The 15,372-nt window shown below is 55.1% G+C and carries 15 protein-coding genes; 10 read left to right on the forward strand and 5 right to left on the reverse strand.

Features of this window, described 5'->3' with window-relative positions:
- The first annotated feature begins 356 nt into the window (after positions 1–356).
- From typA to fabY, 5 genes are all read left to right on the forward strand, one after another.
- Positions 357–2,180, forward strand: coding sequence for a ribosome-dependent GTPase TypA (typA, locus tag HMPREF1024_RS03010; RefSeq protein ID WP_002882755.1), 1,824 nt, complete (start codon positions 357–359; stop codon positions 2,178–2,180).
- A 135-nt stretch (positions 2,181–2,315) separates the two neighbouring features.
- Positions 2,316–2,915 carry a glucose-1-phosphatase gene (gene yihX / locus HMPREF1024_RS03005; protein WP_004151865.1) on the forward strand — a complete coding sequence of 200 codons (600 nt, stop codon included), beginning with the start codon at positions 2,316–2,318 and terminating at the stop codon, positions 2,913–2,915.
- Positions 2,909–3,769, forward strand: a complete 861-nt coding sequence (locus HMPREF1024_RS03000; RefSeq protein ID WP_004146232.1) for a virulence factor BrkB family protein — start codon at positions 2,909–2,911, stop codon at positions 3,767–3,769. Before yihX ends, HMPREF1024_RS03000 begins: the two co-directional genes overlap by 7 nt.
- On the forward strand, positions 3,766–4,203 hold the full coding sequence (gene dtd, locus HMPREF1024_RS02995) for a D-aminoacyl-tRNA deacylase (RefSeq protein WP_002882809.1): 438 nt from the start codon (positions 3,766–3,768) through the stop codon (positions 4,201–4,203). The genes HMPREF1024_RS03000 and dtd overlap by 4 nt, the downstream gene beginning before the upstream one ends.
- 44 nt (positions 4,204–4,247) lie before the next feature.
- Positions 4,248–5,189 (forward strand): fatty acid biosynthesis protein FabY, encoded by a 942-nt coding sequence (gene fabY / locus HMPREF1024_RS02990; protein ID WP_004178031.1) that lies wholly within the window; start codon positions 4,248–4,250, stop codon positions 5,187–5,189.
- 13 nt (positions 5,190–5,202) lie between these two features.
- Here fabY and HMPREF1024_RS02985 read toward each other — a convergent pair whose 3' ends face one another.
- Positions 5,203–6,120: an alpha/beta hydrolase gene (locus tag HMPREF1024_RS02985; protein ID WP_009309725.1), complete on the reverse strand. Its 918-nt coding sequence runs from the start codon at positions 6,118–6,120 to the stop codon at positions 5,203–5,205.
- Positions 6,121–6,324: 204 nt separating this feature from the next.
- Here HMPREF1024_RS02985 and HMPREF1024_RS02980 point away from each other — a divergent pair, with 204 nt between their 5' ends.
- Positions 6,325–6,567 carry a CopG family transcriptional regulator gene (locus tag HMPREF1024_RS02980; protein ID WP_004150355.1) on the forward strand — a complete coding sequence of 81 codons (243 nt, stop codon included), beginning with the start codon at positions 6,325–6,327 and terminating at the stop codon, positions 6,565–6,567.
- The gene (locus HMPREF1024_RS02975) at positions 6,567–6,950 is read left to right on the forward strand and encodes a type II toxin-antitoxin system VapC family toxin (RefSeq protein ID WP_002882817.1); all 384 of its coding nucleotides are present in this window, start codon (positions 6,567–6,569) and stop codon (positions 6,948–6,950) included. The genes HMPREF1024_RS02980 and HMPREF1024_RS02975 overlap by 1 nt, the downstream gene beginning before the upstream one ends.
- Positions 6,951–7,123: 173 nt before the next feature.
- On the opposite strand, the gene fdhE is transcribed toward HMPREF1024_RS02975, so the two are convergent.
- The 4 genes from fdhE to fdnG are packed head-to-tail and all read right to left on the reverse strand — an operon-like array spanning position 7,124 to position 12,647.
- Positions 7,124–8,053 carry a formate dehydrogenase accessory protein FdhE gene (gene fdhE / locus HMPREF1024_RS02970; protein WP_004150358.1) on the reverse strand — a complete coding sequence of 310 codons (930 nt, stop codon included), beginning with the start codon at positions 8,051–8,053 and terminating at the stop codon, positions 7,124–7,126.
- The gene (fdoI, locus tag HMPREF1024_RS02965; RefSeq protein WP_002882818.1) at positions 8,050–8,685 is read right to left on the reverse strand and encodes a formate dehydrogenase cytochrome b556 subunit; all 636 of its coding nucleotides are present in this window, start codon (positions 8,683–8,685) and stop codon (positions 8,050–8,052) included. The genes fdhE and fdoI overlap by 4 nt, the downstream gene beginning before the upstream one ends.
- Positions 8,682–9,584 carry a formate dehydrogenase subunit beta gene (gene fdxH / locus HMPREF1024_RS02960; RefSeq protein ID WP_002882822.1) on the reverse strand — a complete coding sequence of 301 codons (903 nt, stop codon included), beginning with the start codon at positions 9,582–9,584 and terminating at the stop codon, positions 8,682–8,684. Before fdxH ends, fdoI begins: the two co-directional genes overlap by 4 nt.
- Positions 9,585–9,596: 12 nt before the next feature.
- Entirely contained in the window at positions 9,597–12,647 is a 3,051-nt protein-coding gene (fdnG, locus tag HMPREF1024_RS02955) for a formate dehydrogenase-N subunit alpha (RefSeq protein ID WP_148672067.1), read from the reverse strand.
- A 156-nt stretch (positions 12,648–12,803) separates the two neighbouring features.
- Between fdnG and fdhD the strand changes: the two genes are divergently transcribed.
- The 3 genes from fdhD to HMPREF1024_RS02935 all read left to right on the forward strand — a co-directional run bounded on the left by fdhD (position 12,804) and on the right by HMPREF1024_RS02935 (position 15,364).
- Positions 12,804–13,640 carry a formate dehydrogenase accessory sulfurtransferase FdhD gene (gene fdhD / locus HMPREF1024_RS02945; protein WP_002882828.1) on the forward strand — a complete coding sequence of 279 codons (837 nt, stop codon included), beginning with the start codon at positions 12,804–12,806 and terminating at the stop codon, positions 13,638–13,640.
- Positions 13,641–13,768: 128 nt separating this feature from the next.
- The gene (locus HMPREF1024_RS02940; protein WP_002882830.1) at positions 13,769–13,981 is read left to right on the forward strand and encodes a YdgH/BhsA/McbA-like domain containing protein; all 213 of its coding nucleotides are present in this window, start codon (positions 13,769–13,771) and stop codon (positions 13,979–13,981) included.
- A 402-nt stretch (positions 13,982–14,383) separates the two neighbouring features.
- The gene (locus HMPREF1024_RS02935) at positions 14,384–15,364 is read left to right on the forward strand and encodes a 6-phosphofructokinase (protein ID WP_002882831.1); all 981 of its coding nucleotides are present in this window, start codon (positions 14,384–14,386) and stop codon (positions 15,362–15,364) included.
- Positions 15,365–15,372 lie beyond the last annotated feature (8 nt).

The following is a 15,372-nucleotide window of genomic DNA, read 5'->3' on the forward strand; positions in this document are numbered from 1 at the left end:
CATTGTCGTCGTGGTAACGAAAACTTCATACTGCTTAAAAGTGGCGTTGTTGCCTTAAAAAATATAAAGCGAAATCTGTGCCAACTTTTAAATGCCCCATAAAACGCTGTATCATGCGCACCATAGTGCAAAAGGACTGCACCATGATGGAGATAATGCACCAAAATAGTGCTTCAGTGTGAACATTGAGCACCATTTTGGTGCAATTTTTGTTACGGTGCCCTTTTATCGCTCCGTGAAAGCGGTCACAAAGAAACTCTGCAATACTTGTTTGCGGAGGATGTTTGTGATCCTGTTCAGTCCTTCGCTTAATACGTGTACAATAACGCGCTATTTCTAATGCCTGAGGCAAAGTTGTGATCGAAAATCTGCGTAATATCGCCATCATCGCGCACGTTGACCATGGTAAAACTACCCTGGTTGACAAGCTGCTACAGCAATCCGGTACGTTCGACGCACGTACTGAAGCACAAGAACGTGTGATGGACTCCAACGATTTGGAGAAAGAGCGTGGGATTACCATCCTCGCGAAAAACACCGCAATCAAATGGAATGATTACCGTATCAACATCGTTGATACCCCAGGGCACGCCGACTTCGGAGGTGAAGTTGAGCGTGTTATGTCCATGGTTGACTCTGTGCTGCTGGTGGTAGATGCCTTTGATGGCCCGATGCCGCAAACGCGCTTCGTGACCAAAAAAGCTTTTGCCCACGGTCTGAAACCGATCGTGGTCATCAACAAAGTTGACCGCCCGGGCGCGCGTCCGGACTGGGTTGTCGATCAGGTGTTCGACCTGTTCGTTAACCTCGATGCGACCGACGAACAGCTGGACTTCCCGATCGTTTACGCGTCCGCGCTGAACGGTATCGCGGGTCTGGATCACGAAGACATGGCTGACGACATGACCCCGCTGTACCAGGCGATTGTCGATCGCGTGCCGGCGCCGGACGTTGATCTTGACGGTCCGCTGCAGATGCAGATCTCCCAGCTGGACTACAACAACTACGTTGGTGTTATCGGCATCGGCCGCATCAAGCGCGGTAAAGTGAAGCCGAACCAGCAGGTCACTATCATCGATAGCGAAGGCAAAACCCGTAACGGTAAAGTCGGTAAGGTACTGACTCACCTGGGTCTGGAGCGAATTGAGAGCGACGTAGCTGAAGCTGGCGACATCATCGCGATCACCGGTCTGGGCGAGCTGAACATCTCCGACACCATCTGCGACCCGCAGAATGTCGAAGCGCTGCCGGCCCTGTCCGTTGATGAGCCGACCGTTTCCATGTTCTTCAACGTCAACACCTCTCCGTTCTGCGGTAAAGAAGGTAAGTTCGTTACCTCTCGCCAGATCCTGGACCGTCTGAATAAAGAGCTGGTGCACAACGTGGCGCTGCGCGTTGAAGAAACCGAAGACGCTGATGCGTTCCGCGTTTCCGGCCGTGGTGAACTGCACCTGTCCGTTCTGATTGAAAACATGCGTCGTGAAGGTTTCGAGATGGCGGTTTCCCGTCCGAAAGTTATCTTCCGCGAAATCGACGGCCGTAAACAAGAGCCGTTCGAGAACGTGACGCTGGACGTCGAAGAGCAGCACCAGGGTTCTGTCATGCAGGCGCTGGGCGAGCGTAAAGGCGACCTGAAAAACATGAATCCGGACGGTAAAGGCCGCGTACGTCTCGACTACGTGATCCCAAGCCGCGGTCTGATCGGCTTCCGTTCAGAGTTCATGACCATGACCTCCGGTACCGGTCTGCTGTACTCCACCTTCAGCCACTACGACGACGTTCGTCCGGGCGAAGTGGGCCAGCGTAACAACGGCGTACTGATCTCCAACGGTCAGGGTAAAGCGGTAGCGTTCGCGCTGTTCGGTCTGCAGGATCGCGGTAAGCTGTTCCTCGGCCACGGCGCTGAAGTTTACGAAGGCCAGATCATCGGTATTCACAGCCGTTCCAACGACCTGACGGTAAACTGCCTGACCGGTAAGAAACTGACCAACATGCGTGCGTCTGGTACTGACGAAGCCACGGTTCTGGTTCCGCCGGTTAAGATGACCCTGGAGCAGGCTCTGGAGTTCATCGATGACGACGAACTGGTAGAAGTTACTCCGACCTCTATCCGTATCCGTAAACGTCACCTGACCGAGAACGACCGTAAACGCGCGATGCGCGGTGCAAAAGAAGAGTAATTTTTTCTTCTTGTTGTTCGCTAAACCCCGCCTCTCCGGCGGGGTTTCTTTTTTTCATTCCTGCATCACACGCCAATAGTCAAATCCAGCCTTTCCCGCTAAAGTTAATTTTCCACGGCGCGGAAGGAGACAAAAATGCTCTATATCTTTGATTTAGGTAATGTGATTGTCGACATTGACTTCAACCGGGTATTGGGAGCCTGGAGCGATTTAACCCGCATCCCGCTGGCGACGCTGAAGCAGCATTTCACCATGGGTGAGGCTTTCCATCAGCATGAGCGCGGCGAGCTCAGCGATGAAGACTTTGCCGCCGCCATGTGCCATGAAATGAATATGCCCCTCAGCTATGAACAGTTTGCTCACGGCTGGCAGGCGGTGTTTGTCGCGCTGCGCCCGGAGGTGATTACCATCATGCATAAACTTCGTGCCCAGGGGCATCGGGTGGTGGTGCTCTCCAATACCAATCGTCTGCACACCACGTTCTGGCCCGATGAATACCCGGAAGTGCGCGCGGCCGCCGATCGCATTTATCTGTCGCAGGAGATGGGATTGCGTAAGCCTGAAGCGCAAATTTATCTGCGAGTACTGGAAGAAGAGGGGTTTTCCGCCGCAGATACGGTCTTTTTTGATGATAACGTCGATAATATAGCAGGGGCCAACCGGTTGGGGATCACCAGTATCCTGGTGACTGGTAAGGAGACCATCCCTGACTATTTCGCGAAACAGCTATGCTAAAAACCGTTCATCAAAAATTACTCCACCATACCCGGCCGCTGCTGGCGTGGCTAAAGCTGCTGTGGCGGCGCATTGATGAAGACCATATGACCACTCTGGCGGGGAACCTCGCCTATGTGTCATTACTGTCCCTGGTGCCGCTGATTGCCGTCGTGTTCGCGCTGTTTGCGGCCTTTCCTATGTTCTCCGAAGTCAGCGTGCAGATCCGTCATTTTATCTTCGCCAATTTTATTCCGGCGACCGGGGATGTAATCCAGGGATATATCGAGCAGTTCGTGGCCAACTCCAGCCGCATGACCGCCGTAGGCGCCTTTGGCCTGATCGTCACCTCGCTGCTGCTGATGTACTCGATCGACAGCGCGCTAAACACCATCTGGCGCAGCACGCGCAGCCGCCCCAAAGTTTATTCCTTTGCCGTTTACTGGATGATCCTGACCCTCGGCCCGCTGCTGGCGGGCGCCAGCCTGGCGATCAGTTCCTATCTGCTGTCGCTGCGCTGGGCAAGCGACCTGGACGGCGTAATTGATAATCTGCTCCGCCTATTTCCGCTGATCCTCTCCTGGGCAGCGTTCTGGCTGCTCTATAGTATTGTACCGACTACCCAGGTACGTAACCGCGACGCGGTGATCGGGGCGCTGGTGGCGGCGCTGCTGTTTGAGGCAGGTAAAAAGGCGTTTGCCCTCTATATCACCACCTTTCCGTCCTATCAGCTAATTTATGGCGTGATTTCGGTGGTGCCGATTTTGTTCGTCTGGGTGTACTGGACCTGGTGTATCGTCTTGCTTGGCGCTGAAATTACTGTCACTCTCGGTGAATACCGCAAACTTAAAACAGAAGAAACAGAACAACCATGATTGCATTAATTCAACGCGTATCCCGTGCAAGCGTTACCGTGGCGGACGAGGTGACGGGCGAAATTGGCCCGGGGCTTCTGGTGCTGCTGGGCGTCGAGAAAGACGATGATGAACAAAAGGCGAATCGCCTTTGTGAACGCGTGCTGGGCTACCGCATCTTCAGTGATGCGGAAGGGAAAATGAACCTGAATGTCCAGCAGGCGGGCGGCAGCGTGCTGGTGGTTTCGCAATTTACGCTGGCGGCCGATACCGAGCGGGGGATGCGACCGAGCTTCTCGAAAGGCGCTGCCCCTGACCGCGCTGAGGCGCTGTATGAGTATTTCGTCGCCCGCTGTCGCCAGCAGGAAATGCACACCCAGACCGGAAGATTCGCTGCGGATATGCAGGTTTCTTTGGTCAATGATGGTCCCGTGACCTTTTGGTTGCAGGTATGACCCAGCTTCCGGGCAGGCTGCGGGTAACAAAAGAGAGTACGACTATGTATCACCTTCGTGTACCGCAAACAGCAGAAGAGTTAGAGAGCTACTACCAGTTCCGCTGGGAGATGCTGCGTAAGCCGCTGCATCAGCCTAAGGGATCGGAACGTGACGCCTGGGATGCGATGGCGCATCATCAGATGGTAGTGGATGAAGAGGGCAACCTGGTTGCCGTCGGCCGGCTATATATCAATGCGGAGAATGAAGCCTCCATCCGCTTTATGGCTGTGCATCCCTCGGTGCAGGATAAAGGGCTGGGTACGCTGATGGCGATGACCCTGGAGTCCGTCGCGCGTCAGGAAGGGGTTAAGCGGGTTACCTGCAGCGCGCGCGAAGATGCGGTGGAATTTTTCGCCAAGCTCGGATTTGTCAATCAGGGGGAGATCACCACCCCGACCACCACGCCGATCCGTCATTTTCTGATGATCAAACCGGTCGCGTCGCTGGACGATATTTTGCACCGCGGCGACTGGTGCGCACAGCTCCAGCAGGCGTGGTATCAGCATATTCCGCTGAGTGAAAAAATGGGCGTACGTATTCAGCAGTACACCGGGCAGAAATTTATTACCACCATGCCGGAGGCGGGGAACCAGAATCCGCACCATACGCTGTTCGCCGGCAGCCTATTTTCGCTCGCTACCTTAACCGGATGGGGGCTTATCTGGCTGATGCTGCGCGAGCGGCACCTGGGAGGCACCATTATTCTGGCGGATGCGCATATCCGCTACAGCCAGCCTATTAGCGGCCGCCCCAGCGCCATCGCCGACCTCGGTTCTCTGAGCGGCGATCTCGACCGACTGGCGCGCGGGCGTAAAGCCCGCGTGCAAATGCAGGTGGAGCTTTTTGGCGACGATAAACAGGGCGCCGTTTTCGAGGGGATCTACATCGTGTTGCCGGCGAAGCCCTTTGGCTCGTACGAAGAGGGCGGCAACGAGGAAGAGTAAGCGCCTGCGGCAGTTATCGTCCTGGCGATGCCACACGCCAGGCGATATCCCGCATGGCATCACGCGCGGCGTTGCTGACGCCTCCCAGCTGAAAGAAGCCGTGGATCACCCCCAGATAGCGCTGACAGGAACTCTCCACCCCTTGCTCCGTCAGCCTTCGGTACAGCACTTCGCCCTCATCACGTAAAGGATCGAACTCCGCCGTCAGAATGTGTACCGGTGGCAGCCCGTTAAAATCTTCGCGCCAGAGCGGGCAGGCATCCGGATGGGTAGCGGGTGTGGCCGCTAAATACATTTCGTAGCCGCTAAGCAGCGTGTCCCGGGTAATGATGTAATCCTCGCCGTTGCTGGCGTAGCTTGCCATGCTGGCGGTAGCGTCGAGCATCGGGTAAATCAGGATAAGCTGTGCAGGTTGCCATGCTCCCGCCGCTTTCAGGCGCAGGGCCGTGACCAGAGCGAGGTGCCCGCCGGCGCTGTCGCCAGCCAGGGTGATACGTGATGCGTCAACGCCAAGCTGCTCCGCGTGCCGGTGGATAATCATGACACCTTGTTCTGCGTCATCGTGCGCCGCCGGAAAGGTATGCTCCGGCGCCAGGCGGTACTGTACAGCGATCACCCGGCAACCGCTGAACATGGCTAACTGACGGAGTTGGTTATCGTGGGTGGTAAAGCCGCCGCTGACAAAACAGCCGCCGTGGTAGTAGATAAGCGTGGGTAGCAGGCCGTCGGCTGTGGGCGGTGAAACGACGCGGAAGTGCATACCCTCCAGGGTGATATCCTCCACCCGCACTCGCGTTTCCGTCTCCCCGGCGAGTACCGCACTGGCGATATAGCCGGCCCTCCGATCATCAATATGCTGATCGCGTGATGACGGACGACCTGCCGCAATAAATGCCTCAACCAGCGAAGCAATCCCTTTTTCCAGCGCCATATGAAGTTCCTTGTACTGTTTTAATATCCAGTGTTATAGCCTGGATTATGGCGAAAAGACAGGCCTGTTGAGGTCGCCTGTGCATTATGGAAAGCGGCTCGCAAAAAAGAGTTTACCTGACAAAATCCTGTTTGTTTCCGATTCCAAAAGCTCTAGATTGCTCATAACTTCATCACTGATGATATACTTGAGGTATATATGAGCATGATGGCTGAAAGGGATATGGGCAGAATTCTTCTCGATTTATCAGACGATGTCATTCAACGTCTCGATGACCTCAAAGTGCAGCGTAACATTCCGCGAGCGGAACTGTTACGTGAAGCGGTTGAACAATATCTGGAGAAACAAGATCGAGCTAAAGATACCATCTCCAGTGCGCTGGGTCTGTGGCAAGACTGCGAAGAAGACGGCATGGAATATCAACGTCAGCTACGCAAGGAGTGGTAATGACCTCCGGATCTGCGCTTTTTGATACCAATATTCTTATTGATTTATTTAGCGGGCGTCGCGAAGCCAAACAGGCGCTGGAGGCCTGGCCACCGCAGAATGCGATCAGTCTGATAACCTGGATGGAGGTGATGGTTGGCGCTAAAAAATATCACCAGGAGCAGCGCACGCGAATGGCGCTGAGCACCTTTAATATCATTAACATCTCACAGGATATTGCAGAGCGAAGCGTTGCGCTGCGGCAGGAGTATAAGCTTAAGCTGCCGGATGCCATCATTCTGGCGACGGCGCAACTCCATCGTCTGGAACTAATTACGCGGAATACGAAGGATTTTGCCGGTATTCCTGGCGTAGTCACGCCGTACGAAATCCACCCTGAATAATTCGAGTGGCAGGAGGACGACAAGTGAGCGACAGACTCGTCTGAAACGAATATCTCCAGCCAAAGGTTGGCCTCTGATAACGGTCAGTGACGCGTGTGAATAATCCCTGCGCACGTTCGTGTCACAAGAAGGAAAACGGGCGACAAGAGCCGCCCGAAATCATACTGCAGAACTTACTCCCCTTCGCCGGGGAACATGAACGGGTTAATTGAGCTCCTGGCGAAGCCCTCCTGTTCCATGCGGGCGTCGAGCACCAGGGAGGCCAAATCGTCGGCGACGGCTTCGACTTTCGGATCCTTCTCCTGATACATAATCTTCAGGTAGGTTCCGCAGTCGCCGCAGCTTTCGGCTTTCACCGCCGCCTGCTCGTTGTCCAGCGACCAGTAGTGCAGGTCGCGGCTCTGCTCGCAGTTGCTGCACTTGACGCGTACTACGTGCCACTCAGTTTCGCACAGGTTGCAGTGCAGATAGCGCAGCCCCTGAGTGGTGCCGATTTGCACGATGCTGGAGACCGGCATCGAGCCGCACACCGGGCAGAACTGGCGCTGTTCGCCGTATTCGGCGCGCGCTTTTCCTGGGATCAGACTGGCCATCTGCGCCCAGTAGAGCGACAGCGCAGCCCAGATAAACGGCGCTTTGTCGCTACTGACGGAGGCGAAATCGGAAACAAACAGCGCGCTGGCCATCTGCTCCAGCTCCTGCTCAGAGGCTTTTTCCAGATTCTCAATGACCGCCAGCGCCGGGCCGCTCATTTCCGGCTTCAGCTCGGCAATCAGCGAGTGCAACAGCTTGTGCCAGTGCTTGTCGCGCGGCAGGACGTGGATATCCAGCGGCGGCTTGCCCTGTTCGCTGGCCGCTTTAATGCGGGCGGTGAGATCCATCTGCAGCGGATGGTCGTACAGCACTACTTCCTGGGCATGGGCAATCAGCGCGGCAAAGCGCAGGTAATCGCCTAGCGGGTTATTAGCGGCCAGCTCGCGCAAGCGTTCAGCGCGGCGGTTATACAGATTTTTCAGCCTGGGGAACAGTAACGGCGGAATTGCTTCCGCCGTGCGTTTCTCGCTCGAACCCAGCTCGTCTTGCGGGATTATGCGAATACTCATTCAGATGACTTTTCCTGTTTCTGGCGGACCTCTCGGTACCAGCGCGGGTGATGTTTCTTCGCCCACGTTTTGGTAACCCAGCCTTCCACCATCGCGGTAATGGTGCCTTTCACCCAGAGGGCGGCGTAGATATGCACCATGATAACCACAATTAACGCCACTGCGGCAAATGAATGCAGCATCAGCGCAAATCGGATCACCGGGATTGAGAAAGCCGGCGCAAAATACGGACGCCAGATGATCACACCGCTCACCAGCAGCAGTACCAGGAAGATAATCGCCGCCCAGAATACGCATTTCTGGCCGAAGTTATAGCGCCCGGTATCGCCCACCTCCTCGTTGACGACGATCTTACGAATATTCTTCGCCCAAAAGATATCATCCCGATTGATTAGGTTGTGATGCCAGTAACGGAAAAACATGATGATAAACGACGCGAACATCACCACCCCGACGAACGGGTGGAGAATTCGCGCCAGCTGCGGCGTGCCGAGGATATGCATCAGCCAGTTAAAGGACGGGAAGAAAAAGCCTAACCCGCTCACCGCCGCCAGGACGAAGCAGAAGGCGGTGACCCAGTGGTTGATGCGTTCCGGCGCCGTGTAGCGCACGATGGTGTCACGTCTTTTCATTTGCGCACCTCGTCTTTCTCTTCATGCAGATTGTCCTCTTCCTCTTCCGCGCGGTTCGGACCGACGCCGACGTAGTGGAAGATACTGGCTGCGAAGGTCGCGGCGAAGCCGACGGCCGCCAGCGGTTTCCAGATGCCTTTCCAGAACTTGACGGTCTGGCTGATCTCCGGGTTTTCCGGCAGGCCGTGGTACAGATTCGGCTTGTCGGCATGGTGCAGCACGTACATGACGTGGGTGCCACCGACGCCGGCCGGATCGTACAGGCCCGCATTGTCATAACCGCGGGTTTTCAGCTCAGCCACGCGTTCGCCGGCCAGCGTTTTCATATCCTCTTTGGAGCCAAAGTGGATTGCGCCGGTCGGACAGGTTTTCACGCAGGCAGGCTCCTGGCCGACGGTCACGCGGTCTACGCACAGGGTACATTTGTAGACGCGGTTGTCTTCCGGGTTCAGACGCGGTACATCGAACGGACAGCCGGCGATACAGTAGCCGCAGCCGATGCACTGCTCGGACTGGAAGTCGACAATGCCGTTGGCGTACTGAATGATCGCGCCTTCTGACGGGCAGGCCTTCAGGCAGCCCGGGTCCGCGCAGTGCATGCAGCCATCCTTGCGGATGAGCCATTCCAGCTTGTCGTTTTGTTCCACCTCCGAGAAGCGCATGACCGTCCATGACTTGGCGGTCAGGTCCGCCGGGTTGTCATACACCCCGACATTGTGACCGACTTCATCACGAATATCGTTCCATTCGGAGCAGGCCACCTGACAGGCTTTACAGCCGATACAGGTGGTGACGTCGATAAGCTTCGCCACCTCCTGCTGGTGGTCCCGCGCCTGAGGCGCGGGGGTGAAACCGTTAGTCGCGGAACGACGAATAATATCTTGCGATTGGTAAGCCATAAGTCGTCTCCGTTACACCTTTTCCACGTTCACAAGGAAAGCTTTGAACTCCGGCGTCTGCGTATTCGCATCACCGACGAACGGCGTCAGGGTATTGGCAATAAAGCCTTTTTTCGCCACGCCCTCATAGCCCCAGTGAATAGGAATGCCGATGGTATCGATATCCTTACCGTCAACTTTCAGCGTGCGAATACGTTTGGTCACCACCGCCTTGGCTTTGATATAGCCGCGGTTGGAGGAAACTTTCACGGTATCGCCGTGGCCGATGCCGAGCTTATTCGCCAGTTTTTCCCCGATCTCCACGAACTGTTCCGGCTGGGCGATGGCGTTAAGTAGCGCATGCTTGGTCCAGTAGTGGAAGTGCTCGGTCAGACGGTAAGTGGTGCCGACGTACGGGAACTTCTCGGCCTTACCCATCTGCTCGAGATCGCCTTTGAAGACGCGAGCGGCCGGGTTAGAGACCACGTTCGGGTGCAGCGGGTTGGTTCCGAGCGGCGTTTCAAACGGCTCGTAGTGTTCCGGGAACGGTCCTTCCGCCATCTTGTCGATAGCGAACAGACGGCCCATCCCTTCCGGCTGCATGATAAACGGACCGACGTCGCTGCCAGGCGCGGCGGCGCTGTAGTCCGGAATATCCACGCCGCCCCATTTGGCGCCGTCCCATTTCAGCAACTGACGCTTCGGATCCCACGGTTTACCCTGCGGGTCCGCGGAGGCGCGGTTATACAGGATGCGGCGGTTGAGCGGCCAGGCCCAGGCCCAGCCCAGGGTATTGCCGAGACCGGATGGATCGGCGTTATCGCGGCGCGCCATCTGGTTACCTTCCGGCGTCCAGCTCCCGGCGAAGATCCAGCAGCCGCTGGAGGTGGTGCCATCATCTCGCAGCTGCGCAAAGGAGCTCAGCTGTTGGCCTTTCTTGACGATCACCGCGCCGGTTGCCGGGTCGGTGATATCCGCCAGCGCTTTACCGTTGCTTTCCATCGCCACTTCTTCCGATGCCGGCTCGTGTGGCGTGGAGTAGTTCCACGTCATGTTGAGCACCGGCTCCGGCGCCGGGCCACCCTCTTCGGCATACATCTTACGCAGGCGAGTGAAGATACCGGCGAGAATTTCACCATCGGTGACGGCGATCCCCGGGGCGTCCGCGCCTTTCCAGTGCCACTGCAGCCAGCGGCCGGAGTTGACGATAGACCCATTCTCTTCGGCGAAGCAGGTGGAGGGCAGACGGAACACTTCGGTCTGGATTTTCGCCGGATCGACATCGTTCGACTCACCATGGTTTTGCCAGAAGGTGGACGTTTCGGTATTGAGCGGGTCGATAGTCACGAGGAACTTCAGCTTCGACAGGGAAGCGACGACCTTGTTTTTGTTCGGGAACGAGGCGACCGGGTTAAAGCCCTGGCAAATATAGCCATTCACTTTGCCCTGATTCATCATCTCGAAGTACTGCAGAACGTCGTAGCTCTTATCCCACTTCGGCAGCCAGTCATAGCCCCAGCTGTTTTCCGCGGTGGCTTTGTCGCCGAAGAAGGCTTTCATCATGGAGACGAAGAACTTCGGATAGTTGCCCCAGTAGTTGACCTGGTCTTTCAGCAGCGGCTTCGGCGTGTTAGCCGTCAGGTAGGTCTGCAGGTCGGCCTGTTTTTCGTTCGGCAGCGACATGTAGCCTGGCAGGCTGGTGGAGAGCAGGCCGAGGTCGGTCAGACCCTGGATATTGGAGTGGCCGCGCAGGGCGTTGACGCCGCCGCCCGCCATCCCCATGTTGCCGAGCAGCAGCTGGATCATCGCCATGGTGCGGATATTCTGCGCACCGATGGAGTGCTGGGTCCAGCCGAGAGCGTACAGGAACGATGCGGTCTTATCCGGCGCGCTGGTTTCAGCAATGTATTCACAGACTTTGAGGAAGTCAGCCTTCGGCGTACCGCAGATGTTTTCGACCACATCCGGGGTATAACGGGAAACATGCTGCTTCAGCAGGTTCCAGACGCAGCGCGGATGTTGCAGCGTAGTATCGCGTTTGGCGAAGCCGTTTTCGTCCAGCTCATAGTTCCAGCTGGTTTTGTCGTACTGGCGTTTTTCTGCGTTATAGCCGCTGAACAGCCCGTCCTCGAAGCTATAGTCCTCACGCACGATCAGGCTGGCGTTGGTGTAGGCTTCGGTGTATTCGCGGTTGAATTTTTCGTTATTCAGCAGATACAAGATCACGCCCGACAGGAAGGTAATGTCGGTACCGGAACGAATCGGGGTATAGAAATCAGCCACCGACGCCGTACGCGTAAAGCGCGGATCGATAACGATGAGCTTGGCGCCGTTATGAATTTTGGCTTCCATCGCCCAGCGGAACCCCACCGGATGCGCTTCTGCGGCGTTACCGCCCATCACTACGACCAGGTTGGCGTTTTTAATATCAACCCAGTGGTTGGTCATCGCACCGCGACCAAATGTTGGAGCAAGACTTGCTACCGTTGGTCCGTGTCAGACACGCGCCTGGTTATCCACCGCCAGCATCCCGAGGGCGCGGGTGAATTTTTGCGTTAAATAGCCGGTTTCGTTACTGGAGGCGGAGGCGCACAGCATCCCGGTCGTCAACCAGCGGTTGACGGTGGTGCCGGCGTCGTTTTGCGCGATAAAGTTGGCGTCGCGGTCCTCTTTCATCAGCTTGGCGATGCGATCGAACGCTTCGTCCCAACTGATTTGCTGCCATTTATCGGAGCCTGGCGCGCGATATTCCGGGAATTTCAGGCGGCTTTCAGAATGGATAAAGTCCACCAGACCAGCCCCTTTCGGACAGAGCGCACCACGGTTGACCGGATGATCCGGATCGCCTTCGATATGGAAAATGGATGCTTTGGCGTTTTTCGCGCCGTCGCCGAGGCTATACATCAACAGCCCACAGCCGACAGAACAGTATGTGCAGGTGTTACGGGTTTCGCGCGTGCGCAGCAATTTGTACTGCCGTGTCTCCGCGAGCGCAGTTGCCGGGGCAAAGCCCAGCGCTGCTGCCGTGGTTCCCGCCATACCGCCAGCGCAGATCTTAAAGAACTGCCTTCTGCTGACCTGCATGGTTCGCTCCTTGTTTCGACATTGTCACATGTAGTTATTTGCTTTGCGGTGAAGGCCGCAAAGGTTCAGAATTAGGGCAAATTTCCCTCATTCCTGAAGGGATAAAAACAGAATACCACATTGTGTGTATGCCTGTTCCAATACGGTTAAAGCAAAGTGAACAAGAAGCCTCTCGAACAAATCAAAAATGTGACGAATGTCACAGGATATCGCCAGGTCTCCCTCTGGAAACGCGAGGATCTGCAACACCCTCAGCCAGATGAGTTAGCGGAAGAGGTGCCCGTCGCGCTGGTCTACAACGGTATCTCCCACGTGGTGATGATGGCCTCCCCGAAAGATCTGGAGCAATTCGCCGTCGGCTTCTCCTTATCCGAAGGGATTATCGAGCACCGGCGGGAGATTTTCGGCATGGACGTGGTAGCGGTGTGCAACGGCCTTGAGGTGCAGATTGAGCTCTCCAGCCGGCGTTTTATGGGCCTCAAAGCCCGGCGTCGCGCGCTGGCCGGGCGCACCGGCTGCGGCGTATGCGGCGTCGAGCAGCTCAATGATATTGGTAAGCCGGTCCAGCCGCTGCCGTTCACTCAGTCGTTCGATTTAGCCAATCTCGATCAGGCCCTGGCGCATCTTAACGACTTTCAACCGGTTGGCCGGCTCACCGGCTGTACTCACGCGGCCGCGTGGGTCCGGTTGACGGGCGAACTGGCGGGGGGGTTTGAAGACGTTGGCCGGCATGTCGCCCTGGATAAATTGCTGGGCCGGCGGGCGGAAGTCGGCGAGGGGTGGCAGCATGGCGCCGCGCTGGTCTCCAGCCGCGCCAGTTATGAAATGGTGCAGAAGGCGGCGATGTGCGGCGTCGAGATCCTGTTCGCGGTCTCGGCGGCCACCACCTTAGCAGTGGAAGTTGCCGAGCGCTGCAATCTGACGCTGGTGGGCTTTTGCAAGCCGGGCAGGGCGACAGTTTACACCCATCCGCAGCGTTTAATTGCGGGTTAAATATTGGTCAATAAATTTGAACAATGACAGCAAATCCTTCCGCTTTTTGTTTAGCGATGTGCGGGCTACTATTTAACACATCAAGGCACAGCGCCTTATCTAAACAACTAAATGAAAGGGTTTATATCATGAAAAGCATCAAAACTTTTGTCGCAGTAATCGCTATGGCCGCCTCTTTCGCTTCCTTCGCTGCTGAAACCGTGACCGCAACCGCCTCCACAATGGACGGCGCGGAAGCGAAAATCGCCGCACAGGCGCAGGCTGCCGGCGCTTCGTCTTACAAAATCACCGAAGCGTTTACCGGCAACCGCGTGCATATGACTGCCGAACTGAACAAATAAGCGTATAGCAACTGTCGAAAGAGCGCCTCAGGGCGCTTTTTTTGTTTTTGTTTTCCGCTTCCCGTCTCTGCGAAATTTGCCAATATTTTCCTCTGCTACGAAAAAAATGTGGCACTAATCACGTTTCCGTTCTTTTCTTAAATCCTCCTTTTTATGGCAAAGGAAAGGTCAGCACGCCTGAATATCTCGATTTTTTAACGCCATGAAATTTAAAGAAATAAAAAACAGAAAGCGATGGAGATCACTCTCTTTAAATGGGATGCGTATCACAAAAATAGGTGTTTCGCCGTACCTGTCAACTATTCACTGCGGTAATTTAATACGCATTATGTGATCTTCATTGCAAATAGAAGGCTTGTACTCAGGGAAAAATGTTGTCAGGCAAATGAGCGAGGATGCGTCATGAAAATTGGTATCGTTATTAGCGGCGGGGATGTTTCTGGAATGAATAATTTTATATTCCAGATAGCCAGGCAGGCTAATGCTGATATCACGCTGTTTAATGGCGGTATTCCAGGGCTACTGGAGAAAAGTCATCAGGATATGGCGTGGCGCGATCTGGTTGATTATTCAATTACCGCGGTGCCGATCATTACCTCGGGGCGAACCAGTCGCAAACTGCAGCGCAGTGAATATGAAAGCATTGCTAAAAAACTTAAATCTCTGCGTATTGATGTGCTCATTATGGCCGGGGGGGATGGCAGCCTGCAGTTTCTGAATACCCTTAGTGAATTTGAGATTAATTGCTTTGGTGTGGGAATGACTATCGATAATGATGTGTATGGCAGTGATTATACGATTGGTTTTTCCACGGCCTGTGAGCAAATTATTAAAGAAGTCTCTCGTTTAAGAAATACCGGAAGAGCGCTGCCCGGTCGGGTTTTTATGGTTGAGATATTAGGAGGCTATTGTGGAGAACTAACGTTGCAGTCCGCCATTAAATGTAATGCGGATATTGCCCTGATCCCGGAGGCACAGATGCCGTTGGCCGTGCTCGCGGAACGGATTACCCGGAAGCTGAGTACGCAGAATAGCGTCGTTATCCTCTGCTCAGAAGGCTATACCAAAGAGTACTCTCCCGGCTTTCAGGGGGCGATTGATACCATGATTAAACAGCTGGAACCACAAATAGGTGTCCGTATCCGTAAAACGATCGTCGGCTATGGTTTACGCAGCGGTGATCCAACCTGCGAAGAGATTTATCAGGGCACTATTATGGCCAGTGAAGTGGTTCGCTGTATTCAGTCAGGTATGAAAAATAAAGCCATAATAATTAATTCCAGTAACAAACCTATTCCGATTGATTTAGTCAGTATGAAAAAACGTCTGGTCGATACTGAAGGACATCATTATAAACTTGCCAAGCAACTCAATATTATTTGAGGAGACCC

Origin of the sequence: Klebsiella sp. 4_1_44FAA (assembly GCF_000238715.1) — a bacterium.
Taxonomy (GTDB): domain Bacteria; phylum Pseudomonadota; class Gammaproteobacteria; order Enterobacterales; family Enterobacteriaceae; genus Klebsiella; species Klebsiella pneumoniae.

Bases quoted from the DNA above. Each gene is read 5' to 3' on its own strand.
- yihX (WP_004151865.1), top strand. From the start codon at position 2,316: ATGCTCTATATCTTTGATTTAGGTAATGTGATTGTCGACATTGACTTC.
- HMPREF1024_RS02940 (WP_002882830.1), top strand. From the start codon at position 13,769: ATGAAAAGCATCAAAACTTTTGTCGCAGTAATCGCTATGGCCGCCTCT.
- fdxH (WP_002882822.1), bottom strand. From the start codon at position 9,584: ATGGCTTACCAATCGCAAGATATTATTCGTCGTTCCGCGACTAACGGT.
- dtd (WP_002882809.1), top strand. From the start codon at position 3,766: ATGATTGCATTAATTCAACGCGTATCCCGTGCAAGCGTTACCGTGGCG.
- HMPREF1024_RS02985 (WP_009309725.1), bottom strand. From the start codon at position 6,120: ATGGCGCTGGAAAAAGGGATTGCTTCGCTGGTTGAGGCATTTATTGCG.
- HMPREF1024_RS02980 (WP_004150355.1), top strand. From the start codon at position 6,325: ATGATGGCTGAAAGGGATATGGGCAGAATTCTTCTCGATTTATCAGAC.
- fdoI (WP_002882818.1), bottom strand. From the start codon at position 8,685: ATGAAAAGACGTGACACCATCGTGCGCTACACGGCGCCGGAACGCATC.
- HMPREF1024_RS02975 (WP_002882817.1), top strand. From the start codon at position 6,567: ATGACCTCCGGATCTGCGCTTTTTGATACCAATATTCTTATTGATTTA.
- fdhE (WP_004150358.1), bottom strand. From the start codon at position 8,053: ATGAGTATTCGCATAATCCCGCAAGACGAGCTGGGTTCGAGCGAGAAA.
- HMPREF1024_RS02935 (WP_002882831.1), top strand. From the start codon at position 14,384: ATGAAAATTGGTATCGTTATTAGCGGCGGGGATGTTTCTGGAATGAAT.
- fabY (WP_004178031.1), top strand. From the start codon at position 4,248: ATGTATCACCTTCGTGTACCGCAAACAGCAGAAGAGTTAGAGAGCTAC.
- HMPREF1024_RS03000 (WP_004146232.1), top strand. From the start codon at position 2,909: ATGCTAAAAACCGTTCATCAAAAATTACTCCACCATACCCGGCCGCTG.